This is a genomic window from Aquipseudomonas ullengensis (genome assembly GCF_014174475.1).
GTDB lineage: Bacteria > Pseudomonadota > Gammaproteobacteria > Pseudomonadales > Pseudomonadaceae > Aquipseudomonas > Aquipseudomonas ullengensis.
This window is the reverse complement of record NZ_JACJUD010000005.1, coordinates 42328-67081: the sequence shown is the minus strand read 5'-3', so window position 1 is coordinate 67081 and position 24754 is coordinate 42328. Positions and strand designations below refer to the sequence as shown.

Here is a 24754-nt window from a genome sequence, read left to right as displayed (position 1 = left end):
ATGTTCCGGCCACTCGCGATCTTCATCGGTACCCGCTATACCCGCGCCAAGCGGCGTAATCACTACATCTCGTTCATTTCGCTGACCTCGATGATCGGCCTCGGTCTTGGCGTGCTGGCCATGATCGTGGTGCTCTCGGTGATGAACGGTTTCCAGAAGGAAATGAGCTCGCGCATCCTCGGCATGGTGCCGCACGCCACCCTGAGCGCCGGCAAGTCGCTGGATGACTGGCAGGCGGTCGCGGCAGCGGCGATGAAGCAGCCTCAGGTGACGGGCGCGGCGCCGTTTGCCGAGCTGGATGGCATGTTTTCCTACAAGGGCATCATGCAGCCGATCCAGATCAACGGCATTGATCCCGAGCAGGAGCGAAAGGTCTCGATCATCGGTGAGCACATGGTTCAGGGCCGTCTGGAAGACCTGCGTCCTGGCGAGTTTGGCGTGGTGATCGGTGTAATCACCGCACGGCGCTTTCGCCTCAATGTCGGCGACAAGCTGACCCTGGTGGTGCCCGAGCTCAGCGGCGCTGCCGGTGGCATCACCCCGCGCATGCACCGGCTGACTGTGAGCGGTGTGTTCAAGGTCGGTGCGGAGCTGGATGGCAGCCTCGCGCTGATCAGCATCGCCGATGCTTCGAGCATCCTGCGCATCGCCCCGGATCAGGTGCAGAGCGTGCGCATCGCGCTCAAGGATCTGTACCAGGCGCCGCAGGTTTCGGCGCGTATCGCCGCCAGCCTGGGCGCCGGCTACAAGGCCAACGACTGGACCCACACCCAGGGCAGCCTGTTCAGCGCGATGAAGATGGAGAAGACCATGATCGGTCTGCTGCTGATGCTGATCATCGCGGTGGCGGCCTTCAACATCATCGCCACGCTGATCATGGTGGTGGCCGACAAACGCTCGGACATCGCCATCCTGCGCACCCTGGGGGCGACGCCGTGGCAGATCATGTGCACCTTCATGGTTCAAGGCACGGTGATTGGCGGCATCGGTACCCTGACTGGCGGCGTGCTGGGCGTGATCGTGGCGCTGAATGTCAGCGGCTGGGTGGCCTGGCTGGAGCGGGTCAGCGGTGCGCACATCCTCAGCTCGGACGTGTACTTCATCAATAACCTGCCCTCCGACCTGCAGGCTCCGGATGTGCTGCTGATCTGCGGTGCGGCGCTGCTGATGAGCTTCCTCGCGACCCTGTACCCAGCCTGGCGCGCTTCCCGTACCCAGCCGGCCGAGGCGCTGCGCTACGACTGATCGCACATGGTTGTGCCAGAAATGAAAACGCCGCTCATGAGCGGCGTTTTTTATTGGACGGGGTTCTGTCGGCGTCGCTCGACGCGCTTGCGCCAGTTGTGCGCGACCCACCAGCGCCAGTAGAGCATGGTCACACCGTAGGCCAGGGCGCCGGCGGCGATGCCGGCGATCAGCGAACCGAGCAGGAAGGGCTTCCACACCAGCGCCAGCTCACCGCTGATCCATTCCCAGGTGAGGTTGTCCGGCAACTCGATGGGCGGCAGCTGCATGACCCAGCTGCCGAGCTTGTAGGTGCAGTAGAACACCGGTGGCATGGTGAACGGGTTGGTCAACCAGACCAGGCCGACGGAAATCGGCAGGTTGGCGCGCACGCTGACGGCGAGCACGGCGGCGATCAGCATCTGCATGGGGAGCGGCACGAAAGCGGCGAACAGGCCCATGGCCATGGCTCGGGCCACCGAGTGGCGATTGAGGTGCCAGAGGTTGGGGTCGTGCAGCAGTTTGCCGAGAAAACGCAGCGACTTGTTGCTCCGGATGCTCTCCGGATCGGGCATGTAGCGTTTGAACAGGTGGCGCGGCATGTAGGCTCTCGGCAGACCAAAGCGCCGCTATTATGCACGGATAGCCTGACGCGACTAGCGTCGGGCCGGCGCACCGAAACGGCGGCTCAGGATGAGCGCCATTGCAGGAGAGGGCATGCGTACAGGGATGTTGGCACTGGCGGCCGGTTTGGCCAGCCTGTCTGTTCTACCGGCGTTACCGCCAACCTGGCTGGTGCTGCTCGCACTGCCGCTGGGCCTGATGTTGCTGCCCTATCGCAGCTATCCCCTGGCATTTTTCCTGTTCGCTTGCTGCTGGGCCGTGACGTCGGCGCAGTGGGCGCTGGACGACCGTCTGCCCGCGGAACTGGATGGCCAGACACTGTGGCTGGAAGGGCGCGTGAGCGGCTTGCCGGAGCAGCGCGAGGGAGTGGTGCGCTTCCAGCTGGAGCAGGCCGTCGCGCGCCGTCAGGCCTTGCCGGATCGGTTGCGCCTGGCCTGGTATGACGGCCCGCCTTTGCAGGCCGGGGAGCGCTGGCGTCTGGCGGTGCGGCTCAAGCGTCCGCAGGGGCTGGTCAATCCGCAGGGCTTCGATTACGAGGCCTGGTTGCTGGCGCAGCGTATTGGCGCCACCGGTACGGTCAAGCAGGGCGAACGGCTGAGCCCGGCGGGTGGTTTGTCGGCCTGGCGCGATGCGCTGCGTCAGCGCCTGCTGGCGGTTGATGCCCATGGCCGGCAAGGCGCCCTGGCAGCACTGGTGCTGGGCGATGACTCGGGTCTGAGCGTGGCGGACTGGCGGGTGCTACAGGCCACCGGCACCGTGCATCTGTTGGTGATCTCTGGCCAGCATGTGGCCCTGCTGGCGGCCGTGTTGTACGGGCTGATCGCCGGATTGGCGCGGCTCGGGTTGTGGCCACGGCGATTACCCTGGCTGCCCTGGGCATGCGGTCTGGCCTTTGCCGGTGCGCTGGGCTACGGCTTGCTGGCGGGGTTCGAGGTGCCGGTGCGGCGGGCCTGCGTGATGATCGCCGTGGTGTTGCTCTGGCGCCTGCGCTTTCGTCATCTCGGTGTCTGGCAGCCGCTGCTGCTGGCCTGGGTTGCGGTATTGCTGGTCGAGCCACTGGCGGTGCTGCAGGCGGGATTCTGGTTGTCCTTCGGCGCGGTGGCGGTGCTCGCCCTGGTGTTTGCCGGGCGACTGGGCGCATGGCCCTGGTGGCTGGTGTGGTGGCGCGCGCAGTGGACCCTGGCGCTGGGTTTGCTGCCGCTATTCCTCGCCCTCGGTCTGCCGATCAGCGCCAGCGGCCCGTTGGCCAACTTGCTGGCGGTGCCCTGGGTGAGCTTCCTGGTGGTGCCGCTGGCGCTGCTGGGCACGGCGCTATTGCCGGTGCCGGGCGTGGGTGAAGGGTTGTTGTGGCTGGCGGGTGGTTTGCTGGAATGGCTGTTCCAGCTATTGGGCTGGCTGGCAACTTTGCTGCCGGCCTGGTTGCCGATGGCGCTGCCGTGGTGGGCCTGGCTGCTGGTCACGCTGGGCTGTGCCTTGTTGCTTCTGCCTGCTGGGGTGGCGCTGCGCGCCTTGGGGCTGATCCTGCTGTTACCGCTGTGGTTCACGCCACCGACGCTACCGCCCGCCGGGCAGGCCGAGGTATGGCAGCTGGATGTCGGCCAGGGCCTGGCCGTGCTGGTGCGTACCCGCAGCCATGTGCTGCTGTACGACAGCGGGCCGCGCTACGGCGATTTCGACCTGGGTGAGCGGGTGGTGGTGCCGTCGTTGCGCTATCTCGGTATCGGGCATGTGGACACCATGCTGCTCAGTCATGCCGACAATGACCACGCCGGCGGGGCACTGGCGGTGCAGCGCGGACTGCCGGTGGCGCAGGTGCTCAGCGGCGAGGCGACTGAACTGCCAGCGGCCTTGCACGCGCAGGCCTGCATCGATGGCGCCACCTGGAACTGGGATGGCGTGCGCTTCACTACCTGGCGCTGGGCAGGGGCAGAGGAGGGTAACGCCTCGTCCTGCGTGCTCAAGGTCGAGGCGGCTGGCGAGAGTCTGCTACTGACCGGCGATATCGACCAGGCTGCCGAGCGAGGCTTGCTGGCGGCGGGGCATGACCTGCGTGCCGACTGGTTGCAGATCCCGCATCACGGCAGTCGCAGTTCCTCCTCGGCGGCCTTTCTCGACGCCGTGGCGCCACGCGCCGCGCTGTTGTCGCGAGGGCAGAACAACCCGTTCGGCCATCCCCATCCGCTGGTGATGCAGCGCTATGCAGCGCGCTCGATCCCGGTCCATGACAGCGTCACCAGCGGTGCGCTGCAGATCCGCCTGGGCGCGCGGCAGGCGGTTCGTGGCTGGCGTGAGCAGGCACGCTTCTGGCGGGAAAAATGAGAACCGGGGTGGTCTGCTGGGCGCCGACCCTATGCTAGAGTGGCGCCACTTTTCCGAGGGGGATGCACAACCGTGTGGGAACTGGTCAAAGCTGGCGGCTGGATGATGCTGCCGATCATTCTGTGTTCCATCACTGCTGCCGGCATCGTCGCCGAACGCCTATGGACGCTGCGCATCAGCCGGATTTCGCCACCGCACCTGCTGGGCCAGGTCTGGCGCATGATCAAGGACAAACAGCTCAACAGTCAGAAGCTCAAGGAACTGCGCGCGTCCTCGCCGCTGGGTGAGGTGCTGGCTGCCGGCCTGGCCAACTCCAAGCATGGTCGCGAGATCATGAAAGAGTGCATCGAAGAGGCCGCCAGCCGGGTTATCCATGAGCTGGAACGCTACCTCAACGCCCTCGGCACCATCGCCGCGATGGCGCCGCTGCTGGGGCTGCTGGGCACGGTGTTCGGCATGATCGAGATCTTCAGCGGCTTCATGGACAACGGCATGGCCAACGCGCCGATCCTCGCCAGCGGTATCGCCAAGGCGCTGGTGACTACGGCGGCCGGCCTGATCGTGGCGATCCCTGCGGTGTTCTTCCACCGTTACCTGCTGCGCCGGGTCGATGAGCTGGTGGTGGCCATGGAGCAGGAGGCGATCAAGCTGGTGGAAGTGGTGCAGGGCGATCGCGAGGTGGACTTCACAGCGGACGCCAAAGCGTGAAGTTCCGACGCAGAGCCGGTGGTGTCGCCCGGGAAGAGGTATTCCTCAACCTGACCTCGCTGATCGACGTGATCTTCGTGTTGCTGCTGTTCTTCGTGGTGACCACCACCTTCAGCCGCCCTACGCAGTTGAAGATCGAATTGCCTGAGGCGGTCAGCGGTACACCGCCACAGGAAACCGAGCTGAAGACCCTGGAGCTGAGTATCGCCGCCGACGGCCAGTATTCGCTCAACGGCCAGGCGCTGGCGACCAGTGACCTGGCCACTCTGGTCAGTGCGCTGGGGCAGGAGTCGGGCGGCGACAACAGCTTGCCGCTGACCATCAGTGCGGATGCCAAGACCACCCACCAGTCGGTGATCACTGCGATGGATGCGGCTGGCAAGCTGGGCTTCAGCCATCTGCGCATGACCACGGTCGAGGCCGCAGCGGCGCAACCCTGATGGCGCTCTCCGATCGCCTGCTCGACGCCTGGTACCGTGGCCATCCAGCCCTGATGCTGTTGCGCCCGCTGGAGTGGTTGTACCGACGGGTGGTGCAGGGCAAGCGCCGTGCCTTTCTCGCCGGGCAGGGTGATATCTACCGAGCGCCGGTGCCGATCCTGGTGGTGGGCAACATCACCGTCGGTGGTACCGGCAAGACCCCGCTTATTCTCTGGTTGATCGAACATTGCCGCGCGCGCGGCCTGCGCGTCGGCGTGGTCAGTCGCGGTTATGGCGCGCAACCGCCACAACTGCCCTGGCGGGTGCGTGCCGAGCATACTGCAGCCGAGGCGGGCGACGAACCGCTGCTGATCGTGCAGCGCACGGGTGTGCCACTGATGATCGACCCGCAGCGCGCTCGCGCTGTAGAGGCCCTGCTGGCGCAGGAGCCGCTGGACCTGATCCTGTGTGACGACGGCCTGCAGCATTACCGCCTGGCTCGCGACCTCGAACTGGTATTGATCGATGCCGCTCGTGGCCTGGGCAATCGCCGTTGTCTGCCGGCCGGGCCGTTGCGCGAGCCGGTCGAGCGTCTCGCCGACGTAGATGCCGTGCTGTTCAATGGCGCCGTGGCCGATAGCGCCGAAGGATTTGCCTTTCGCCTGCAGCCAACGGCCCTGGTCAACCTGCGCAGCGGCGCGCGCATGCCGCTGGATCACTTCGCACCGGGGCAGCAGGTGCATGCGGTCGCCGGCATTGGAAACCCGCAGCGTTTCTTCAATACCCTCGAGGCGCTAAACTGGCGCCCAATCGCCCATCCATTCGCCGACCACGCCAGTTACAGCGCCGAGTTGCTGCGGTTCAGCCCCGAGTTGCCGTTGCTGATGACCGAGAAAGATGCGGTGAAGTGCCGAGCCTTTGCCGCCGATACCTGGTGGTACCTGGCGGTGGATGCGGCGCCTTCGCCGGCTTTCGTCGCCTGGCTGGATGCGCAGCTGACCCGGCTGGTTGCGTCGCAGGCCTGAGTTTTCTGCTGTTTTCTCCTCTCTCCAAGGACTATTCCCATGGATCCCAAACTGCTCGATATCCTGGCCTGCCCTGTCTGCAAGGGCCCGCTGCAACTCAGTGAAGACAAATCCGAGCTGATCAGCAAAGGCGCTGGCCTGGCCTACCCGATTCGCGACGGCATCCCGGTGATGCTGGAGAGCGAGGCGCGCACTCTCAACGTCGACGAGCGCCTGGACAAGTAAATGACTGCCACCTTCACCGTCGTCATTCCGGCCCGTTTTGCCTCCAGCCGCTTGCCCGGCAAGCCGCTGCAGGACATCGCCGGCAAGCCCATGGTCCAGCACGTCTGGGAGCAGGCGAGAAAAAGCAGCGCCACTCGCGTGGTGGTGGCCACTGACGATGCGCGCATCCTTGAAGCCTGCCAGGGCTTCGGCGCCGAAGTGCTGCTGACCCGTGTCGATCACAACTCCGGCACCGACCGCCTGGCCGAAGTGGCCGCGCAGCTCGGCCTGGCTGCCGATGCCATCGTGGTCAACGTGCAGGGTGACGAGCCTTTGATTCCGCCGAGCATCATCGATCAGGTGGCGGCCAACCTGGCGGCCAACCCGCAGGCTGGTATCGCCACCCTGGCCGAGCCGATCGACGACGTGCAGGCTTTGTTCAATCCGAACGTGGTCAAGGTGGTCAGCGACAAGACTGGCCTGGCCCTGACCTTCAGTCGCGCGCCGCTGGCCTGGGCCCGCGATGCCTTCGCCAAGAACCGCGACGCGCTGCCGGCCGGCGTGCCGTATCGTCGCCATATCGGCATCTATGCCTACCGTGCAGGCTTTCTGCATGACTTCGTTGCCTGGGGCCCGTGCTGGCTGGAAGACACCGAGTGCCTGGAGCAGCTACGCGCGCTCTGGCACGGGGTGCGCATCCATGTGGCGGATGCCCTGGAGGCCCCGGCCGCAGGTGTGGACACCCCGGAAGACCTGGAGCGGGTTCGTCGCCTGCTGGGTGCCTGATGCGCGTCCTGTTCGTCTGCATGGGTAATATCTGCCGCTCGCCGACCGCCGAGGCGGTGTTCCGCCAGCGCTTGCGCGAAGCGGGGCTGGAGGAGCTGGTGCAGGTGGATTCGGCCGGGACCGGCGACTGGCACGTGGGCAAGGCGCCGGATGGTCGCTCGCAACAGGCAGCGGCCCAGCGCGGCTATGACCTGTCTGCTCTGCGTGGGCGCCAGGTGACGGCTGAGGATTTCAGTCGCTTCGATCTGGTTCTGGCCATGGATCATGACAACCTGGCCCGCCTGCAGGCGCTGCGCCCGGCCGGTGGTGCCGAGCTGGATCTGTTCCTGCGTCGCTACCAGCTGGAACTGGATGAAGTACCGGACCCTTATTACGGCGGTGCAGACGGTTTTGCCCAGGTTCTCGACCTGATCGAGCAGGCCAGCGCTGCGTTGCTGGTCGAGATCAAGGGGCGCCTGTGAGCCTGCATCTGCACGAGAACCTTTCGCTCAAACCATTCAACACCTTTGGTGTGGATGTGCGTGCTCGGCTGTATGCCGAGGCGGCTGACGACGATCAGGTGCGTGAAGCCCTGGCGCTGGCCGAACAGCGCAACCTGCCGCTGCTGGTGATCGGCGGCGGCAGCAACTTGTTGCTGACCGGTGACGTCGAGGCGCTGGTCGTGCGCATGGCCAGTCGCGGTCTGCGCATTCTCGGTGAAGAAGGCGAGCGGGTGCTGGTTGAGGCTGAAGCTGGCGAGTCCTGGCATCCGTTTGTCCAGTGGAGCCTGCAGCAGGGGTTGGCCGGGTTGGAAAACCTCAGCCTGATCCCGGGCACCGTCGGTGCGGCGCCGATGCAGAACATCGGCGCCTATGGGGTGGAGATCAAGGATGTGTTCGCCGGCCTGACCGCGCTGGATCGCCAGAGTGGCGAACTGCGTGAATTCGGCCTGGAAGAGTGCGCCTTCGCCTACCGTGACAGCCTGTTCAAGCAGCAGCCGGGGCGCTGGCTGATCCTGCGGGTGCGGTTTGCCCTCAGTCGCCAGGCCGGCCTGCACCTGGATTACGGTCCGGTACGCCAGCGTCTGCAGGCCGAAGGTATCGACACGCCGACGCCGAGCGATGTCAGTCGGGCCATCTGTGCTATCCGCAGCGAGAAACTGCCCGATCCGGCCGTGCTGGGCAATGCCGGTAGCTTCTTCAAGAACCCGCTGGTGTCGGTCGAGCTGGCGGAGCGCATTCGTGCCGAGCATGCCGACCTGGTCAGCTATCCGGTAGGCGAGGGCATGGTCAAGCTGGCGGCAGGCTGGCTGATCGAGCGGGCAGGCTGGAAGGGCTTTCGCGATGGGGATGCCGGCGTGCACCGCTTGCAGGCCCTGGTGCTGGTCAACTATGGCACCGCCACGGGTGGCCAGTTGTTGGCGCTGGCGTTGCGTATCCAGGCCGATATCGTCGCGCGCTTTGGCGTGCAGTTGGAGATCGAGCCGAACGTGCTCTGAAACCGGCCATTGGCGAGTCCTGATAGCCGTCGCTTGCTGTTCGAGGCGCAATAAAAAAGGGGATGCCAGTGGCATCCCCTTTTTATTACCGCCTCAACTTCAGGCTTGCGGTTTGACCTCTTCCGCATCCTGTTGCTGAGCAGCGTCTTCAGCCGGTGCGGCATCTTGCTCGACCGCAGGTTCGGCTTCGGCGGCTACCGGGGCAGCTTCGCTTTGCTCGGCTTCGGCGGCTGGTGCAGCGGCTTCGACAACCGCGGCTTCGACCACTACAGGCTCGTCGACTACGACCGGGGCCACTTCAGCTTCTACCGCGGCGGCGACAGGTGCTTGCGGGGCGGCAGCAGATTCGGCGGCCAGGCGCTCGGCTTCGCGCTGACGGCGACGCACTTCACGCGGATCGTTCGGAGCACGGCCACCGCTGACTACCGGGGTGGCTGCTTCGGCAGGCACTTCGGCGACGACGGGTGCAGCTTCTTCGACTGCGACGCTGACCGCTGCGGCTTCAGCAACCACGGGGGCGGCTTCCACTGTGGCGACTTCTACCACGGCTACTTCAGCCGGGGCTTCAGTTTGCACGGGAGCTTCGACAACCACGGCTGGCGCTTCGACTGCTACGGCAGTTTCCACGACGGCTTCAGCAACTTCGCTGTGGCTTTCGACGGCCGGGGCAATTGCCTCGACTTCGCGCGGCTGCTCGCTGGACGGTGCAGTTTCTTCGCTGACCAGCGCAGTTGCAATGGCAGCAGTCACGGCGACAGCGGCTTCAGTACCTTCTTCGGCACCTTCTTCGCTTTCGCTGCCTTCGATCAGGTTGCCATCAGCATCACGCTGACGCTCGCGACGGTTGCTGCGGCGACGCTGACCACGGGAGCGACGACGCGGACGATCGCCGCCTTCACCTTCCTGGCCATCATCGAGCTGCTCGCCGTTTTCCAGCACTTCTTCTTCGACTACGGCAGCGGCCTGTTCGGCACGCGGCTGGCGCTCTTCACGCGGCGGGCGCGGTTGGCGCTCTTCACGTGGCTTGCGCTCGGCACGTTCTTCGCTGCGCGGCTGTTCGCTGCGGGCTTCGTCAGTGACAGCGGCGTTGGCATTGGCGTCCAGCGGCTCGCGCAGTTCGCGTGGGCGGCGCTCTTCACGCGGCTCACGGGCTTCACGTGGCTGACGCTCGCGGCGTGGCTCCTGGCCTTCGCGGGCTTCACGAGGCTCGCGGGCTTCGCGTGGTTGACGCTCTTCACGCGGCTCGCGGGGCTCACGCACTTCGCGCGGTTGGCGTTCTTCACGAGGCTCGCGCGGTTCACGGGCTTCGCGCGGCTGGCGCTCTTCACGTGGTTTGCGCTCTTCGTCACGGCTGCCGCGGTTGCCACGGTTGCCATCACGACGGTTCTGCGGACGGCCGCCACGACGCTGCTCGTCGCTGCGTGGTTTGCGCTCGGCCGGCTTCTCTTCGATAACCGGTGCCACTTCTTCCTTGCTGGCGAACAGGCTGACCAGCGACTTGACCAGGCCTTTGAACAGACTTGGCTCGGCAGTCGTCACGCTCGGGGTGAGCGGGGCGGCCGGAGTCGGGGCGGCAGTGCGTTGCGGCGTGGTTTTCAGCGCAGCTTCCTGACGCACCAAGGTGCGGGTAGCAGCTGCCGGCTGGGCGTCTTCGACTTCGGCCGGGGTCATCTCGTAGCTGGGTTGGCCGGTCATCACTTCCGGGCTGTCATCGCGCAGACGCTGCACTTCGAAGTGCGGGGTCTCCAGATGATCGGTCGGCAGGATGATGATGCGAGCGCGGGTGCGCAGCTCGATCTTGGTGATGCTGTTGCGCTTCTCGTTGAGCAGGAACGCAGCAACCGGGATCGGCACCTGGGCGCGGACTTCGGCAGTGCGGTCCTTCAGGGCTTCTTCTTCGATCAGGCGCAGGATCGCCAGCGACAGCGATTCGACGTCGCGGATGATGCCTTGGCCGTTGCAGCGCGGGCAGACGATGCCGCTGGTTTCACCCAGGGACGGACGCAGGCGCTGGCGGGACATTTCCAGCAGGCCGAAGCGCGAGATGCGGCCGACCTGAACGCGGGCGCGGTCGGCTTCCAGGGCTTCGCGGACTTTCTCTTCCACGGCGCGCTGGTTCTTGGCTGGGGTCATGTCGATGAAGTCAATCACGATCAGGCCGCCGATGTCGCGCAGGCGCAGCTGACGGGCGATTTCTTCGGCCGCTTCCAGGTTGGTCTGCAGGGCGGTTTCTTCGATGTCGCCGCCTTTGGTCGCACGCGCCGAGTTGATGTCGATGGACACCAGGGCTTCGGTCGGGTCGATGACGATGGAACCGCCGGACGGCAGTTTCACTTCGCGCTGGAAGGCGGTTTCGATCTGGCTTTCGATCTGGAAGCGGTTGAACAGCGGCACGCTGTCTTCATACAGCTTGATCTTGCTGGCGTACTGCGGCATCACCTGCTGGATGAAGGACAGGGCTTCTTCCTGGGCTTCGACGCTGTCGACCAGCACTTCGCCGATGTCCTGGCGCAGGTAGTCGCGGATGGCGCGGATGATAACGTTGGATTCCTGATAGATCAGGAATGGCGCAGCGCGATCCTGCGAGGCGTCCTTGATCGCAGTCCACAGTTGAACCAGGTAATCGAGGTCGAGCTGCAGTTCGTCGCTGGAGCGGCCGAGGCCGGCGGTGCGCACGATCAGGCCCATATCGCCCGGGGCGTTGAGGCCGTTCAGGGCTTCACGCAGTTCGTTGCGCTCTTCGCCTTCAATGCGGCGGGAGATGCCGCCAGCACGCGGGTTGTTCGGCATCAGCACCAGGTAGCGGCCGGCGAGGCTGATGAAGGTGGTGAGGGCGGCGCCCTTGTTGCCACGTTCTTCCTTCTCGACCTGGACGATGACTTCCTGGCCTTCCTTGAGCACTTCCTTGATGTTGACGCGGCCGCCTTCGGGCGACTTGCTGAAGTATTCGCGGGAGATTTCTTTCAGCGGCAGGAAGCCGTGGCGCTCGGCGCCGAAGTCGACAAAAGCCGCTTCGAGGCTCGGCTCGACGCGGGTGATGCGACCTTTATAGATGTTGGCCTTTTTCTGCTCACGGGCGCCGGACTCGATGTCCAGGTCGTAGAGTTTCTGGCCGTCTACCAAGGCTACACGCAACTCTTCAGGTTGAGTTGCGTTGATCAGCATTCTTTTCATGTTGTACCAATGGTTTCCGGTGCTGCCGGAAACGGCGGTTGGCACACACGACTCTCACGGTCGGTGTCAGGGCGCGTCAGGAATGGGCGTAAATCATTCCAGTGTCTAGCAACCTTTGGCCAATGGGGCCTGGGCCGCGACGACGCTCCTGCTTGCTGTGGTGACAGAAGCACTCAGTCAGGGGAGGAATCAACCAATCGCTGCGGACGATAATGAAGCGTCTGAGAAAGCTTTGTTGCTACGCAGTCCGACGGTTGTGCATCTCCACCCTACACGTATCGCTAAAATCGGGTGCCGCTCGCAGAATCCGCAGCGGGTTAGCATTTACCGCAAGCTACCTTGGGAGGCTTGCGCGTCTATGGCTCAAGGCTTTGATTTCGGGGCTCTTCGCGCTCTAGTGCGGCGAAGGTCACGTCGGACGGCCTCACGTCCTGAAAGGGTTGCGCTCGGCAGGGATGGCTGTGTTGTTGATCATCCACTGACCGGGCCGCTTTTGGCGGCGTTCGCGACTATATCAGTAATGATTAAGTGCTTCAATTCCATAAAAAATTGTTATGATCGCCAGCATGACTACTGACAATTCTCCAACCTCCGGCGTCCAGCTGCTTGAGGTTGCGCCGGAGCTTGCCGGCCAGCGCATCGACAATTTTTTGCGCACTCAGCTCAAGGGCGTTCCGAAAACCCTGATCTATCGCATCCTGCGCAAGGGTGAGGTGCGGGTTAACAAGGGGCGGATCAAGCCTGAGTACAAATTGCAGGCGGGTGACATCGTGCGGGTTCCGCCGCTGCGCTTGGCTGAGCGTGACGAGCCGGAGCCGTTGGCGCAGGGGCTGCTCGAGCGTCTCGAGGCGGCCATCGTTTTCGAGGACAAGGCGCTGATCGTGCTGAACAAGCCGGCCGGTATTGCCGTGCATGGCGGTAGCGGTCTCAATTACGGGGTGATCGAGGCCTTTCGCCAGTTGCGCCCGGATTGCAAGGATATCGAGCTGGTACACCGCATCGATCGCGACACCTCCGGCCTGCTGATGATCGCCAAGAAGCGCAGCATGTTGCGTCACCTGCACGAGGCGCTGCGCGGCGATGGTGTAGACAAGCGCTACATGGCGCTGGTGCGTGGCAATTGGCCTACATCGAAGAAGCGCATCAGTGCGCCATTGCTGAAAAGCAATCTGCGTTCGGGTGAGCGCATGGTTGAGGTGAATCCGGAGGGCAAGGAGGCGCTCACCGAATTTCGCGTGCTGCGCCGCTTTGGCGAGTTCGCCACCCTGATCGAGGCCAGTCCGATCACCGGGCGTACCCATCAGATTCGTGTGCACGCCATGCATGCCGGCCATTCGATTGCCGGCGACAGCAAGTACGGCGATGACGATTTTTCCCGCGAAATGCGCGACCTGGGTGGCAAGCGCCTGTTTTTGCACGCCTATGCCCTGAAGATCACGCTGCCGGATGGGCAGGTGTTGCAGGTCGAGGCGCCGGTCGATGAGATGTGGGCGCGGACCCTGGAGCGTTTGGGTGCGTGACTATCGTCTGCTGATCTTCGATTGGGATGGCACGTTGGTGAACTCCATCGGTCGTATTGTCGAGGCCATGCACCTGGCGGCCGATGTTTGTGGCTTGTCGCGACTTGATGATGAGTTGGTCAAGGGCATCATCGGGCTGGCATTGCCGGAAGCGATTGCGCAGCTTTATCCCGATATCGATGATCCGTTATTGAACGAGCGGTTTCTGTGTGCCTACAGCGAGCAGTACCTGCAGCTGGAAAGTGAGCCTTCGCCGTTGTTTTTGGGTGTTGCCGAGTCGCTTGAGGCGTTTCGTGCTCAGGGCTATCAGCTGGCGGTGGCTACCGGAAAAAGTCGGCATGGCCTACAGCGCGTGCTGCAGGGGCGGGGTTGGCTGGATTATTTCGATATCACCCGCTGCGCCGATGAAACGGCAAGCAAGCCGCATCCGCTGATGCTGCAGGAGATTCTGGCGCATTTTCATTTGGCGCCCGAGCAGGCGCTGATGGTGGGTGACTCGGTCTTCGATTTGCAGATGGCGCGCAACGCAGGGATGGATTCGGTTGCGGTCGGTTTTGGGGCGCAGTCGCTAGACAGTCTCAAGGTGCATGGCCCGAAGCTGGCTATCAATGAGTTTTCCGAATTGCGCGCCTGGCTTGGGTCGCGCGTACATGAAAAGGCCATCAAGGTGGGCGAGTATGTCGGATGAAGGCAAGGTGTCGGGCGCTGCTAGTGGCGATGACAAGAGCTGGAAGTTGCTGGAGAAAACGCTGCTGGCGAGCGTGCACGAGCAGCGGAGTTCGCGGCGCTGGGGGATATTTTTCAAGCTGCTGACGTTTGTTTACCTGTTTGGCGCGCTGGCGCTGTTCATGCCAGGTCTTGATCTGAAGAAGAGTGCCGCGGCGGGCTCTGAGCATACGGCGCTGATCGAGGTCAAAGGCATGATCATGGCAGACGAAAATGCCAGTGCCGACAATGTCGTCGGCAGTTTGCGTGCCGCCTTCGAAGACGAGAAAACCAAGGGCGTGGTGCTGCGCATCAACAGTCCTGGCGGCAGTCCAGTGCAGTCCGGCTATATCTACGACGAGATCAAACGCCTGCGCGGCGAGCATCCGGATGTGAAGGTCTATGCGGTAATCACGGATCTGGGGGCTTCCGGTGCCTATTACATCGCCAGTGCGGCTGACCAGATCTATGCCGACAAGGCCAGTTTGGTGGGTTCCATTGGTGTGACGGCGGCGACTTTTGGTTTCGTTGGGGTGATGGAAAAGGTGGGTGTCGATCGCCGGGTCTATACCTCGGGGGCGCACAAGGCCTTTCTTGATCCGTTCCAGCCGCAGAAGGCGGAGGAAACCCAGTTCTGGCAAGGCGTGCTGGAAACCACCCATAAGCAGTTCATCGACAGCGTGAAGAAGGGGCGTGGTGATCGGTTGAAATCTGCCGAGCATCCTGAATTGTTTTCCGGCCTCATCTGGTCGGGTGAGCAGGCACTGGGGTTGGGGTTGGTCGATGCGCTGGGCAGTGCTAGCTATGTGGCGAGGGAAGTGATCGGCGCCAAAGAAATCGTCGACTACACCCGCCAGGACAATCCGCTGGATCGTTTCGCCAAGAAGCTCGGCACTAGTGTGGCTGAGCGTATGTCGATCTGGATGGGCTTCCAGGGGCCGTCGCTGCGTTAACGTTGGATAGCTGAGAAAAGAAGCCCGGATTTTCCGGGCTTCTTCATTTATATGGGTATGTGGCTCAAGGGATGCTGACTCCCTGATTGTTGAGCATGCTGACCAGGCGGATCAATGGTAGGCCGACCAGGCTGGTGGCGTCCTCGCCCTCGGTGGCGCGGAACAGGCTCACGCCCAGGCCTTCGGCCTTGAAGCTGCCGGCGCAGTCGTAGGGTTGTTCGGCTTCGAGGTAGCGGTTGATCTGTTCGTCGCTCAGTTGGCGAAAATGTACGGTGAACGGAATGGCGTCGATCTGGCAGTCACCAGTGGCGCTATTGAGTACGGCCAGTCCGGTAATAAAGGTCACGCTGGTACCGCTGGCGGCCACTAGTTGGCGGTGGGCGCGGGTAAAGTCATGGGGTTTGCCGAGGATCTGCTCGCCAAGCACTGCGACCTGGTCGGAGCCGATGATCAGGTGGTGCGGATGTGCTTCTGAGAGGGCGCGTGCCTTGCTTTCGGCCAGGCGGCGTACCAGGTTTTCAGCGTTTTCGCCGGGGTGTGGGGTTTCGTCGACTGCAGGCGCGCTCCAGGTGAAGGGCTGGCGCAGGCGCGTCAGCAGCTCTCGGCGGTAGGGCGAGCTCGATGCAAGCACCAGAGGCTGCATGGGTGTCTCCTGATTGAGTGGTGCGAAATTCTAGTGGCTGCGCCAGGCGACGGACAGTCCGGAATTTCCTTTGACAGGGGTAGGGTGCATCCCTAGAATGTCGCGCCTATGTTGAACGGACCGATTCCACCTCACGTTGATCCGCGCAAACTGGCCGATCGTGGTGTGACCCTTGAGGGGGTGATACCGCTGGCAAGTTTGGAGCGTCTGTGCGACCCGCTGACAGATAATGTCGGTACGGTGCATGCGAAGCTGGACTTCGTACGTGGTGAGCGCCGCGCTGTGAGTATTCATAGCGAGCTGCGGGTTGAGGTCAAGATGATTTGCCAGCGTTGTCTGGAACTGGTCGTCCTGCCGATCCAAAGCGAGTGTGATTACGCTGTGGTGAAGGAAGGTGCGGATACCCAGTCGCTGCCCAAGGGCTATGACGTGCTGGAAGTGGGTGAGGATCCATTGGATCTGCTGGCGTTGGTCGAAGATGAGCTGTTGCTCGCTCTGCCCATCATTCCGGCCCATGCCCATGAAGATTGCCAGCAGCCGGCCGGTCTCGAAGAGCCCGAGTCGAGCGAGGACGAGGTACCGCGGTCCAACCCGTTCAGTGTTTTGGCGCAGTTAAAGCGTGACCCAAACGTTTAGGAGTTAATCAGTTATGGCTGTTCAGCAGAACAAAAAATCCCGCTCTGCCCGCGACATGCGTCGTTCCCACGATGCTCTCGAGGCCAGCACCCTGTCCGTCGAGAAGAGCACCGGTGAAGTTCACCTGCGCCACCACGTTTCGCCAGAAGGCGTATACCGTGGTCGTAAAGTGATCGACAAGGGCGCTGACGAGTAATCCTTGTCCGCTCCGCTGATCGCGATTGATGCAATGGGTGGGGACTTCGGTCCCCACTGCATTGTTCCAGCCAGCGTCGCCTGTCTGGCTGAGTTCCCCTCGCTGCACCTGGTCCTTGTCGGCCAAGCCCCCATTCTCGAAGAACTGATTGCCCGCCACCCGGGTGTCGATCGCGCACGCCTGCGCGTTGAGCACGCCAGTGAAGTCATCGGCATGGACGAGCGTCCTTCCCAAGCCTTGCGTGGCAAACCTGATGCGTCGATGCGTGTAGCGCTCGAGCTGGTGCGCAGTGGTCGGGCGCAGGCGTGTGTCAGTGCCGGCAACACCGGTGCGTTGATGGCGCTTTCCCGTTATGTGCTGAAAACCTTGCCGGGAATCGATCGGCCGGCGATGGTCAGTGCCGTGCCGACCGCGAAAGGCGTATGCCATTTGCTCGATCTGGGTGCCAATGTCGATTGCAGCGCCGAGCACCTCTATCAGTTTGCTGTCATGGGTTCCGTGGCTGCCGAGGCGCTGGGTGTAGTGCGACCGCGCGTGGCGCTGCTGAATGTCGGCATGGAAGAAATCAAAGGCAATCAGCAGGTCAAGCTGGCCGCCAGCCTCCTGCAGCAGGCGCAGGGGCTGAATTACACCGGTTTTATCGAGGGTGACGGCCTGTATCGCGGTGAAGCAGATGTGGTGGTGTGCGACGGTTTTGTCGGCAACATCCTGCTCAAGTCCAGCGAAGGCCTGGCGTCGATGATCCTGGCGCGTATCGAAGCACTGTTCAATGACGGTCTGGCGGCGCGCCTGGTTGGCAGCATGGCATTGCCGCTGCTGCGGCGTCTGCGCAGTGACCTGGCGCCCGCGCGGCACAACGGTGCCAGCTTTCTCGGTTTGCAGGGCATTGTGGTGAAAAGCCATGGTGCGGCTGGCGTCGAGGGCTTCCAGAGCGCCATTCGTCGTGCGCTGGTCGAGGTGCGCGAAAATCTGCCGCAGCGCCTGCACGGTCGTTTGGAAGACCTTCTTCTCTAAATAAGATGGGGCGCATGTCCTGCCCGCTGAACCCTATTGATTTCGCTGGTTCCAAGCCGAGATTGCTCCGCACTGTGACCGCAGGTTTTTCCGTGTCATCCAATGTGCAGTTCCACAGTCTGGCGCTGTCGCGCCAGCCAACTCATTGATAAGGGAATGTTTTGATGCCCACCTCCCTCGCATTTGTCTTTCCCGGCCAAGGTTCGCAGTCGCTCGGCATGCTGGCCGAGCACGCTCAGCAGCAACGGGTTCTGGATACCTTTGGCGAAGCCTCCGAAGCGCTTGGTTATGACCTGTGGGCGCTGACTCAGCAGGGGCCGGAAGAGCGTTTGAATCAGACGGACAAGACGCAGCCGGCCATTCTCACGGCTTCCATCGCGTTGTGGCGTCAGTGGCTGGCTGATAGTGGTGCACAGCCGGCTTTCGTCGCCGGGCACAGCCTGGGTGAGTATTCGGCGCTGGTGGCTGCCGGCAGTCTGAGTCTCACCGAGGCAGTCAAACTGGTCGAATTGCGTGGTCAGTTGATGCAACAAGCCGTACCAGCAGGGCAGGGTGGCATGGCGGCGATTCTCGGTCTGGAGGACGCCGATGTACTGGACGCCTGCGCCGAAGCGGCCAATGGCGAAGTGGTCAGTGCGGTGAACTTCAACGCACCGGGCCAAGTGGTAATTGCCGGCGGTGCGGCTGCTGTCGAGCGTGCGATCGAGGCCTGCAAGGCCCGTGGCGCCAAGCGTGCCATGCCGCTGCCGGTCAGCGTACCGTCGCATTGTGCGCTGATGCGTCCGGCGGCGGAGAAGTTCGCCGAGTCCGTGGCTGCGCTGAATTGGAGCATGCCGAGTATTTCCCTGGTGCAGAACGTCAGTGCGGCGGTACCTGCTGACCTGGATACCCTCAAGCGTGATTTGCTGGCGCAGCTGTACAGTCCGGTGCGCTGGGTGGAAAGCGTGCAGTTCCTGGCGGCGCAAGGCGTTACAGAGCTGGTCGAATGCGGCCCGGGCAAGGTGCTGGCTGGTTTGAACAAGCGCTGCGTGAAAGGCATCACTACTCACAATCTGGACAGTGCGGACGCTTTTGCAGCGGCTCGTGCGGCCCTGGTCTGATCTGGCAAGGAGAGAGCACATGAGTCTGCAAGGTAAGGTTGCATTGGTAACGGGCGCTAGCCGTGGCATCGGCCAGGCGATCGCTTTCGAGCTGGGTCGTCAGGGTGCGCTGGTCATCGGCACGGCCACTTCCGCGGCTGGCGCCGAGCGTATCGGCGAGGCGTTGAAGGCCAATGGCATTCAGGGTGCCGGGCTGGTGCTGGACGTCAGCGACAATGAATCGGTCAGCAGTGTGCTGGAGCAGATCCAGAAGGATTTCGGCAGCGTGGCGATCCTAGTCAATAACGCCGGCATCACCCGCGACAACCTGATGCTGCGAATGAAGGACGAGGAATGGTCCGATGTGATCAATACCAACCTCAATAGCCTGTTCCGTCTGTCCAAGGCTGTGCTGCGTGGCATGACCAAGGCGCGCTGGGGGCGCATTATCAGCATCGGTTCGGTGGTCGGTGCCATGGGCAATGCCGGGCAGGTCAACTACGCGGCGGCCAAGGCCGGGCTGGAAGGCTTCAGTCGCGCCCTCGCGCGTGAAGTCGGCTCGCGCTCGATCACCGTGAATTCGGTGGCGCCAGGCTTCATCGATACCGACATGACCCGCGAGCTGCCGGAAGCCCAGCGTGAAGCACTGCTGACCCAGATTCCTCTGGGGCGCCTGGGGCAGGCGGAAGAAATTGCCAAAGTAGTTGGCTTCCTGGCCTCCGACGGCGCAGCCTACGTCACAGGTGCTACCGTACCGGTGAATGGCGGCATGTACATGAGCTGAATGTGACTCGAGCCTTCAGGAAACTGTCATAAAACCTGTCTAAAGTCGTTACAAAAGTGCAACTGGCCGTAGACAGCGACGTGAACTGTTCCAGAAGGGTCAGGCGTTTGGCTTGAAAGTTAGAAAACCCTTTCTATACACTGCGGCTCAGCTGCACGGATTTTTTCCATAGGAGTGAAAACAAGACATGAGCACCATCGAAGAACGCGTCAAGAAAATCGTCGCCGAGCAACTGGGCGTTAAAGAAGATGAAGTCACCAACAGCGCTTCCTTCGTAGAAGACCTGGGCGCCGACTCCCTTGACACCGTTGAGCTGGTGATGGCTCTGGAAGAGGAATTCGAGACCGAGATTCCGGACGAGCAAGCTGAGAAGATCACCACCGTTCAGGAAGCCATCGACTACATCAACGCCCACGGCTGATTGATCAGTAATCGACGGTTTTCGGACCAGGAGAAACCGCACTGCCTCTAGCGAGGCGTGCGGTTTTTCTTTAGTGGGTGGTAGCGTTTCAAACAAAACAAGAGGATTTCGCTGTGTCGCGTAGACGCGTAGTGGTTACCGGTATGGGCATGCTGTCGCCGTTGGGCGTTGATGTGGCGAGTAGCTGGCAGGGCATCCTGGCCGGTCGCAGTGGCATCAACCTGATCGAGCATATGGACCTTTCCGCCTATTCCACGCGTTTTGGCGGCTCGGTCAAAGGCTTCAACGTCGAGGATTACCTCTCGGCCAAGGAAGCGCGCAAGCTCGATCTGTTCATTCAATATGGTCTGGCGGCCAGTTTTCAGGCCATGCGTGATTCCGGCCTGGAAGTCACCGACGCGAACCGCGAGCGTATCGGTGTGGCTATGGGCTCCGGCATCGGCGGCCTGACCAATATCGAGAACAACTGCAAATCGCTGTTCGAGCAAGGGCCGCGGCGCATTTCGCCGTTCTTCGTGCCCGGCTCGATCATCAACATGATTTCCGGGTTCCTGTCGATCCACCTGGGGCTGCAGGGGCCCAACTACGCCATCGCCACCGCGTGCACCACCGGCACGCATTGCATTGGCATGGCTGCGCGCAACATCGCTTACGGCGAAGCGGACGTGATGATTGCCGGCGGTGCCGAAATGGCCACCAGCGGCCTGGGCATGGGCGGTTTCGGTGCGGCGCGGGCATTGTCCACGCGCAATGACGACCCGACCCGCGCCAGCCGGCCGTGGGACAAGGGCCGTGATGGCTTCGTGTTGTCCGATGGTGCCGGTGCCCTGGTGCTGGAGGAGTTGGAACACGCCAAGGCACGCGGCGCGACCATCTATGCCGAGCTGATCGGTTTCGGCATGAGTGGCGACGCCTACCACATGACTTCGCCGCCCGAAGACGGCGCCGGTGCCGCGCGCTGCATGAAGAATGCCCTGCGTGATGCGGGCCTCAATGCGGACCAGGTGCAGTACATCAATGCCCATGGCACCTCGACCTCGGCGGGCGACAAGGCCGAGGCGGCAGCCGTGAAGTCGGTGTTCGGCGAGCAGGCGTACAGGCTGTCGGTCAGCTCGACCAAGTCGATGACCGGCCACCTGCTCGGCGCTGCCGGTGCGGTAGAGGCGATCTTCAGCGTGCTGGCCCTGCGCGACCAGGTGGCGCCGCCGACCATCAACCTCGATGAGCCGGACGAAGGCTGCGACCTCGACTTCGTGCCGAACCAGGCCAAGGCCATGGCCATCGACGCGGTGCTGTCCAACTCCTTCGGCTTTGGCGGCACCAACGGCTCTCTGGTATTCAGCCGGTTCGCCGGCTGATGCTGAGCTGGGTCGACGGCCGTCCGGCCGGGCAGCTGTCGATCCTTGATCGCGGCCTGGCCTATGGTGACGGCCTGTTCGAAACCCTTTCCGTGCGCCATGGCAAACCGCGCCTGCTGGCGCGTCACCTGACGCGCTTGCAGGAAGGGCTGCAGCGTTTGCGCATTGCGCTCGACCTGTCTGCGCTGGAGGCGGAGTTGCTCGCGTTCAGCGGCGAACTGGGCGAGGGCGTGGCCAAACTGATCGTCACCCGTGGCGAGGGGCTGCGTGGCTACGCAATGCCCGACGCTGCACAGCCTCGGCGTATTCTTCTGGGTAACCCAGCGCCAGCCTATCCCGTTGATAACGCAGTGCAGGGGGTGCGGCTGTTTCCCTGCGCCACTCGTTTGGCCGAGCAGCCGCTGCTGGCGGGGCTCAAGCACCTCAATCGCCTGGAACAGGTGCTGGCCCGTGGCGAATGGCAGGATCCTGCCTATGCCGAAGGGCTGATGTGCGACAGCAGTGGGCGGGTGATCGAGGCTGTATTCAGCAACCTGTTCCTGGTTCGTGATGGCGTGCTGCTGACGGCTGATCTGTCGCGCTGCGGCGTGGCGGGGGTGATGCGTGCGGAGCTGTTGCAGCGCGCGAGCGAGGCGGGCATCGCCGTGCAGGTGCGTGATATCACCCACGCAGAGCTGCTGGCGGCCGATGAAGTGTTCCTGTGCAACAGCCTCTACGGTATCTGGCCGGTGCGTGAGTTGCAGGGGCGCGACTGGTCGGTGGGGCCGTTGACCCGTAAACTGCAGGCCCTTATCCGCAGCCTTCTGGATTCCTGATTCGTGATTCGCAAGTTATTGCTGCTGCTCGCTGTCGGCCTGCTCCTGGCTGTGCTGGCGTTGGCCGTCGCAGCCTGGCGGCTGCATGTTGCGCTGGAGCAGCCGTTGCAGCTCTCTGCTGAGCGCCTGATCGAAGTGGTACCCGGCGATACGCCCAGCGGGGTGCTCAACCGTCTGCAGACTGACGGTGTGCTGGATGGTGCGCTCTGGTTGCGGTTGTACTGGCGCTTCAATCTGCCTGGCCAGCCCTTGCACAGCGGCGAATACCGACTGACCCCTCAACTGACGGCCCGCGATGTGCTGGGTCTCTGGCAGCGGGGTGAAGTGGTGCAGTACAGCCTGACCCTGGTGGAAGGCTGGAACTTCCGCCAGGTCCGCATCGCCCTGGCGCGCCAGGAGGCCCTGCAGCAAAACCTGCCCGCGCTCGACGACAAGGCCTTGATGGCCGCGCTCGGCGAGCCGGATGCCAGCCCTGAAGGGCGTTTCTTCCCCGATACCTACCGCTATGTGCGCGGCATGACGGACCTTGAGCTGCTAAAGGCAGCCAAGCTGCGCCTCGATCAAATTCTTGATCAGGAATGGCAGCAGCGTGCCGCTGACCTGCCGTACAGCAAGCCCTACGACGCCTTGATCATGGCCTCCATGGTGGAGCGCGAAACGGGCGTGCCTGAAGAGCGCGGGCAGATCGCCGGGGTGTTCGTCCGTCGTCTGCGCATCGGCATGCGCCTGCAGACCGATCCCACCGTTATCTTCGGCCTGGGCGACAGCTACAAGGGCAATCTGACCCGCAGCCATTTGCTGATGCCGAGCCCTTACAACACCTACCTGATCAACGGCATGCCGCCGACCCCGATTGCCTTGGCCGGGCGTGAGGCGATCCATGCGGCACTGCACCCGGTTGACGGCAAGAGCCTGTACTTCGTCGCGCGTGGCGACGGCAGCCATGTATTCTCGGACAGCCTGGATGCGCACAACCGCGCGGTACGCGAGTTTCAGCTCAAGCGCCGCAGCGATTACCGTTCCAGCCCCAAACCCGACAAGGAAAAGCCGTGAGCGGTCTGTTCATTACCCTCGAGGGCCCGGAAGGGGCCGGTAAAAGTACCAACCGCGAATACCTCGCCGCGCGCCTGCGCGAGCAGGGCATCGATGTCCTGCTGACTCGTGAGCCCGGCGGCACGCCGCTGGCCGAGCGCATCCGCGAACTGTTGCTGGCGCCCAGCGATGAGGCGATGGCGGCCGATACCGAGCTGCTGCTGGTGTTTGCCGCGCGTGCCCAGCATTTGGCCGAGGTGATTCGCCCGGCACTGGCGCGGGGCGCGGTGGTGCTGTGCGATCGCTTTACCGATGCGACCTATGCCTATCAGGGTGGCGGCCGCGGGCTGTCGATGGAGCGCATTGCGGCGCTGGAAAGTTTCGTCCAGGGCGACTTGCGCCCGGACCTGACCCTGGTCTTCGACCTGCCGGTGGAAGTTGGCTTGGCGCGTGCGGCGGCACGTGGTCGGCTGGATCGCTTCGAGCAGGAAGGGCAGGGCTTCTTCGAGGCAGTGCGCCAGACCTACCTGCAGCGCGCCGCGGCAACAACCAGCCGCTGTCGGATCCTGGATGCCAGCCAATCCTTGGGGGCGGTGCAGCAATCCATCGATGCCTTGCTCCCGGAAATATTGGAGCGTTGCCGTGGCTGAGGCCTACCCCTGGCAGCAAGGACTCTGGCAGCAGATGGCGGGTCGCACCCAGCATGCGCACGCCTACCTGCTGCATGGCCCGGCCGGTATCGGCAAGCGCGCCCTGGCCGAACGCCTGATGGCGCGCTTGTTGTGCCAGCGGCCGAATGGCCTGGATGCCTGCGGTGAGTGCAAGGCCTGCCACCTGTTGGCTGCGGGCACCCACCCGGACAACTTCGTGCTGGAACCGGAAGAGGCGGACAAGGCGATCAAGGTCGACCAGGTCCGTGAGCTGGTGAACTTCGTGGTGCAGACCGCCCAGCTTGGCGGACGCAAGGTGGTGTTGCTGGAGCCGGTGGAGGCGATGAACATCAACGCTGCCAATGCCCTGCTGAAGAGCCTGGAAGAACCCGCCGGCAATACCGTGCTGCTACTGGTCAGTCATCAGCCCAGTCGCCTGTTGCCAACGGTGAAGAGTCGCTGCGTGCAGCAGGCCTGCCCATTACCGGATGAAGCGGCCAGCCTGACCTGGCTGGCGCAGGCCTTGCCCGAGAGCGATGAGGCTGAGCGCCGTGAGTTGCTGACCCTGGCCGGCGGTTCGCCGCTGGCGGCGCGTCGTCTGCAACAGCAGGGTGTGCGCGAGCAACGTGCGCTGGTGGTCGATGGGGTGAAGAAGCTGCTCAAGCAGCAGGCAGGCGTCAGTCAGCTGGCCGAATCCTGGAAAACCATGCCGATGATCATGCTGTTCGATTGGTTCTGCGACTGGACCCAGTTGATGCTGCGTTATCAGCTCACTCGCGATGAGGATGGCCTGGGCCTGACCGACATGCGCAAGGTGGTGCAGTACCTGGCAGACAAGGCGCCACAGCACAAAGTGTTGGCCATGCAGGACTGGTTGTTGATGCAGCGGCAGAAAGTGTTGGGTAAAGCCAACCTGAATGGTGCTTTGCTTCTCGAAGCCCTGCTGGTGCAGTGGGCAAGCCTGCCCGGACCGGGCTAGAATCGGCCA

The 24754-nt window shown here is 63.2% G+C and carries 26 protein-coding genes; 23 read left to right on the top strand and 3 right to left on the bottom strand.

Annotation, left to right across the window (positions count from 1 at the left end):
• Window positions 1–1245, top strand: coding sequence for a lipoprotein-releasing ABC transporter permease subunit (locus H3H51_RS15410; protein ID WP_183089957.1), 1245 nt, complete (start codon window positions 1–3; stop codon window positions 1243–1245).
• A 50-nt stretch (window positions 1246–1295) separates the two neighbouring features.
• On the opposite strand, the gene H3H51_RS15405 is transcribed toward H3H51_RS15410, so the two are convergent.
• Complete coding sequence (locus H3H51_RS15405) at window positions 1296–1826, bottom strand: DUF2062 domain-containing protein (RefSeq protein WP_183089956.1); 531 nt, start codon at window positions 1824–1826, stop codon at window positions 1296–1298.
• 115 nt (window positions 1827–1941) lie between these two features.
• Here H3H51_RS15405 and H3H51_RS15400 point away from each other — a divergent pair, with 115 nt between their 5' ends.
• The 8 genes from H3H51_RS15400 to murB all read left to right on the top strand — a co-directional run bounded on the left by H3H51_RS15400 (window position 1942) and on the right by murB (window position 8786).
• Complete coding sequence (locus H3H51_RS15400; RefSeq protein ID WP_183089955.1) at window positions 1942–4167, top strand: DNA internalization-related competence protein ComEC/Rec2; 2226 nt, start codon at window positions 1942–1944, stop codon at window positions 4165–4167.
• Between the two features lie 72 nt (window positions 4168–4239).
• On the top strand, window positions 4240–4875 hold the full coding sequence (locus H3H51_RS15395) for a MotA/TolQ/ExbB proton channel family protein (protein ID WP_183089954.1): 636 nt from the start codon (window positions 4240–4242) through the stop codon (window positions 4873–4875).
• Window positions 4872–5315, top strand: coding sequence for an ExbD/TolR family protein (locus H3H51_RS15390; RefSeq protein WP_183089953.1), 444 nt, complete (start codon window positions 4872–4874; stop codon window positions 5313–5315). The genes H3H51_RS15395 and H3H51_RS15390 overlap by 4 nt, the downstream gene beginning before the upstream one ends.
• A complete protein-coding gene (gene lpxK / locus H3H51_RS15385; RefSeq protein WP_183089952.1) occupies window positions 5315–6319 on the top strand; it encodes a tetraacyldisaccharide 4'-kinase in 1005 nt (334 codons plus the stop codon). Before H3H51_RS15390 ends, lpxK begins: the two co-directional genes overlap by 1 nt.
• Before the next feature lie 39 nt (window positions 6320–6358).
• On the top strand, window positions 6359–6544 hold the full coding sequence (locus H3H51_RS15380; protein ID WP_183089951.1) for a Trm112 family protein: 186 nt from the start codon (window positions 6359–6361) through the stop codon (window positions 6542–6544).
• Window positions 6545–7309 carry a 3-deoxy-manno-octulosonate cytidylyltransferase gene (kdsB, locus tag H3H51_RS15375; RefSeq protein ID WP_183089950.1) on the top strand — a complete coding sequence of 255 codons (765 nt, stop codon included), beginning with the start codon at window positions 6545–6547 and terminating at the stop codon, window positions 7307–7309.
• Window positions 7309–7770 (top strand): low molecular weight protein-tyrosine-phosphatase, encoded by a 462-nt coding sequence (locus H3H51_RS15370; protein ID WP_183089949.1) that lies wholly within the window; start codon window positions 7309–7311, stop codon window positions 7768–7770. Before kdsB ends, H3H51_RS15370 begins: the two co-directional genes overlap by 1 nt.
• Window positions 7767–8786: a UDP-N-acetylmuramate dehydrogenase gene (gene murB, locus H3H51_RS15365; RefSeq protein WP_183089948.1), complete on the top strand. Its 1020-nt coding sequence runs from the start codon at window positions 7767–7769 to the stop codon at window positions 8784–8786. Before H3H51_RS15370 ends, murB begins: the two co-directional genes overlap by 4 nt.
• 99 nt (window positions 8787–8885) lie before the next feature.
• On the opposite strand, the gene rne is transcribed toward murB, so the two are convergent.
• A complete protein-coding gene (gene rne / locus H3H51_RS15360; RefSeq protein WP_183089947.1) occupies window positions 8886–11960 on the bottom strand; it encodes a ribonuclease E in 3075 nt (1024 codons plus the stop codon).
• Window positions 11961–12526: 566 nt separating this feature from the next.
• On the opposite strand from rne, the gene rluC reads away from it, so the two are divergent.
• Genes rluC through sppA form a run of 3 tightly spaced genes read left to right on the top strand, consistent with a single transcriptional unit; the run spans window position 12527 to window position 15138 of the window.
• Window positions 12527–13480, top strand: a complete 954-nt coding sequence (gene rluC / locus H3H51_RS15355; protein ID WP_183089946.1) for a 23S rRNA pseudouridine(955/2504/2580) synthase RluC — start codon at window positions 12527–12529, stop codon at window positions 13478–13480.
• Window positions 13473–14168 (top strand): HAD-IA family hydrolase, encoded by a 696-nt coding sequence (locus tag H3H51_RS15350; RefSeq protein ID WP_183089945.1) that lies wholly within the window; start codon window positions 13473–13475, stop codon window positions 14166–14168. The genes rluC and H3H51_RS15350 overlap by 8 nt, the downstream gene beginning before the upstream one ends.
• Complete coding sequence (gene sppA / locus H3H51_RS15345; RefSeq protein ID WP_183089944.1) at window positions 14158–15138, top strand: signal peptide peptidase SppA; 981 nt, start codon at window positions 14158–14160, stop codon at window positions 15136–15138. Before H3H51_RS15350 ends, sppA begins: the two co-directional genes overlap by 11 nt.
• Window positions 15139–15202: 64 nt before the next feature.
• Here the strand turns inward: sppA and H3H51_RS15340 are convergent, their stop codons facing one another.
• Window positions 15203–15781 carry a Maf family protein gene (locus tag H3H51_RS15340; RefSeq protein ID WP_183089943.1) on the bottom strand — a complete coding sequence of 193 codons (579 nt, stop codon included), beginning with the start codon at window positions 15779–15781 and terminating at the stop codon, window positions 15203–15205.
• Between the two features lie 108 nt (window positions 15782–15889).
• Here H3H51_RS15340 and H3H51_RS15335 point away from each other — a divergent pair, with 108 nt between their 5' ends.
• The 11 genes from H3H51_RS15335 to H3H51_RS15285 all read left to right on the top strand — a co-directional run bounded on the left by H3H51_RS15335 (window position 15890) and on the right by H3H51_RS15285 (window position 24745).
• Complete coding sequence (locus tag H3H51_RS15335) at window positions 15890–16417, top strand: YceD family protein (protein ID WP_183089942.1); 528 nt, start codon at window positions 15890–15892, stop codon at window positions 16415–16417.
• Between the two features lie 13 nt (window positions 16418–16430).
• Complete coding sequence (rpmF, locus tag H3H51_RS15330; protein WP_003245185.1) at window positions 16431–16613, top strand: 50S ribosomal protein L32; 183 nt, start codon at window positions 16431–16433, stop codon at window positions 16611–16613.
• Between the two features lie 3 nt (window positions 16614–16616).
• Window positions 16617–17627 carry a phosphate acyltransferase PlsX gene (gene plsX, locus H3H51_RS15325; RefSeq protein WP_183089941.1) on the top strand — a complete coding sequence of 337 codons (1011 nt, stop codon included), beginning with the start codon at window positions 16617–16619 and terminating at the stop codon, window positions 17625–17627.
• Between the two features lie 164 nt (window positions 17628–17791).
• Window positions 17792–18727 (top strand): ACP S-malonyltransferase, encoded by a 936-nt coding sequence (gene fabD / locus H3H51_RS15320; protein ID WP_183089940.1) that lies wholly within the window; start codon window positions 17792–17794, stop codon window positions 18725–18727.
• Between the two features lie 19 nt (window positions 18728–18746).
• The gene (fabG, locus tag H3H51_RS15315; protein ID WP_183089939.1) at window positions 18747–19490 is read left to right on the top strand and encodes a 3-oxoacyl-ACP reductase FabG; all 744 of its coding nucleotides are present in this window, start codon (window positions 18747–18749) and stop codon (window positions 19488–19490) included.
• 187 nt (window positions 19491–19677) lie between these two features.
• A complete protein-coding gene (acpP, locus tag H3H51_RS15310; protein WP_160081363.1) occupies window positions 19678–19911 on the top strand; it encodes an acyl carrier protein in 234 nt (77 codons plus the stop codon).
• A 113-nt stretch (window positions 19912–20024) separates the two neighbouring features.
• Window positions 20025–21269, top strand: a complete 1245-nt coding sequence (fabF, locus tag H3H51_RS15305; protein WP_183089938.1) for a beta-ketoacyl-ACP synthase II — start codon at window positions 20025–20027, stop codon at window positions 21267–21269.
• Window positions 21269–22084 carry an aminodeoxychorismate lyase gene (gene pabC, locus H3H51_RS15300; RefSeq protein WP_183089937.1) on the top strand — a complete coding sequence of 272 codons (816 nt, stop codon included), beginning with the start codon at window positions 21269–21271 and terminating at the stop codon, window positions 22082–22084. The genes fabF and pabC overlap by 1 nt, the downstream gene beginning before the upstream one ends.
• Before the next feature lie 3 nt (window positions 22085–22087).
• Window positions 22088–23137 (top strand): endolytic transglycosylase MltG, encoded by a 1050-nt coding sequence (gene mltG / locus H3H51_RS15295; RefSeq protein WP_183089936.1) that lies wholly within the window; start codon window positions 22088–22090, stop codon window positions 23135–23137.
• Window positions 23134–23766: a dTMP kinase gene (gene tmk / locus H3H51_RS15290; protein WP_183089935.1), complete on the top strand. Its 633-nt coding sequence runs from the start codon at window positions 23134–23136 to the stop codon at window positions 23764–23766. Before mltG ends, tmk begins: the two co-directional genes overlap by 4 nt.
• Window positions 23759–24745: a DNA polymerase III subunit delta' gene (locus H3H51_RS15285; protein ID WP_183089934.1), complete on the top strand. Its 987-nt coding sequence runs from the start codon at window positions 23759–23761 to the stop codon at window positions 24743–24745. The genes tmk and H3H51_RS15285 overlap by 8 nt, the downstream gene beginning before the upstream one ends.
• The last annotated feature ends 9 nt before the right edge of the window (window positions 24746–24754 follow it).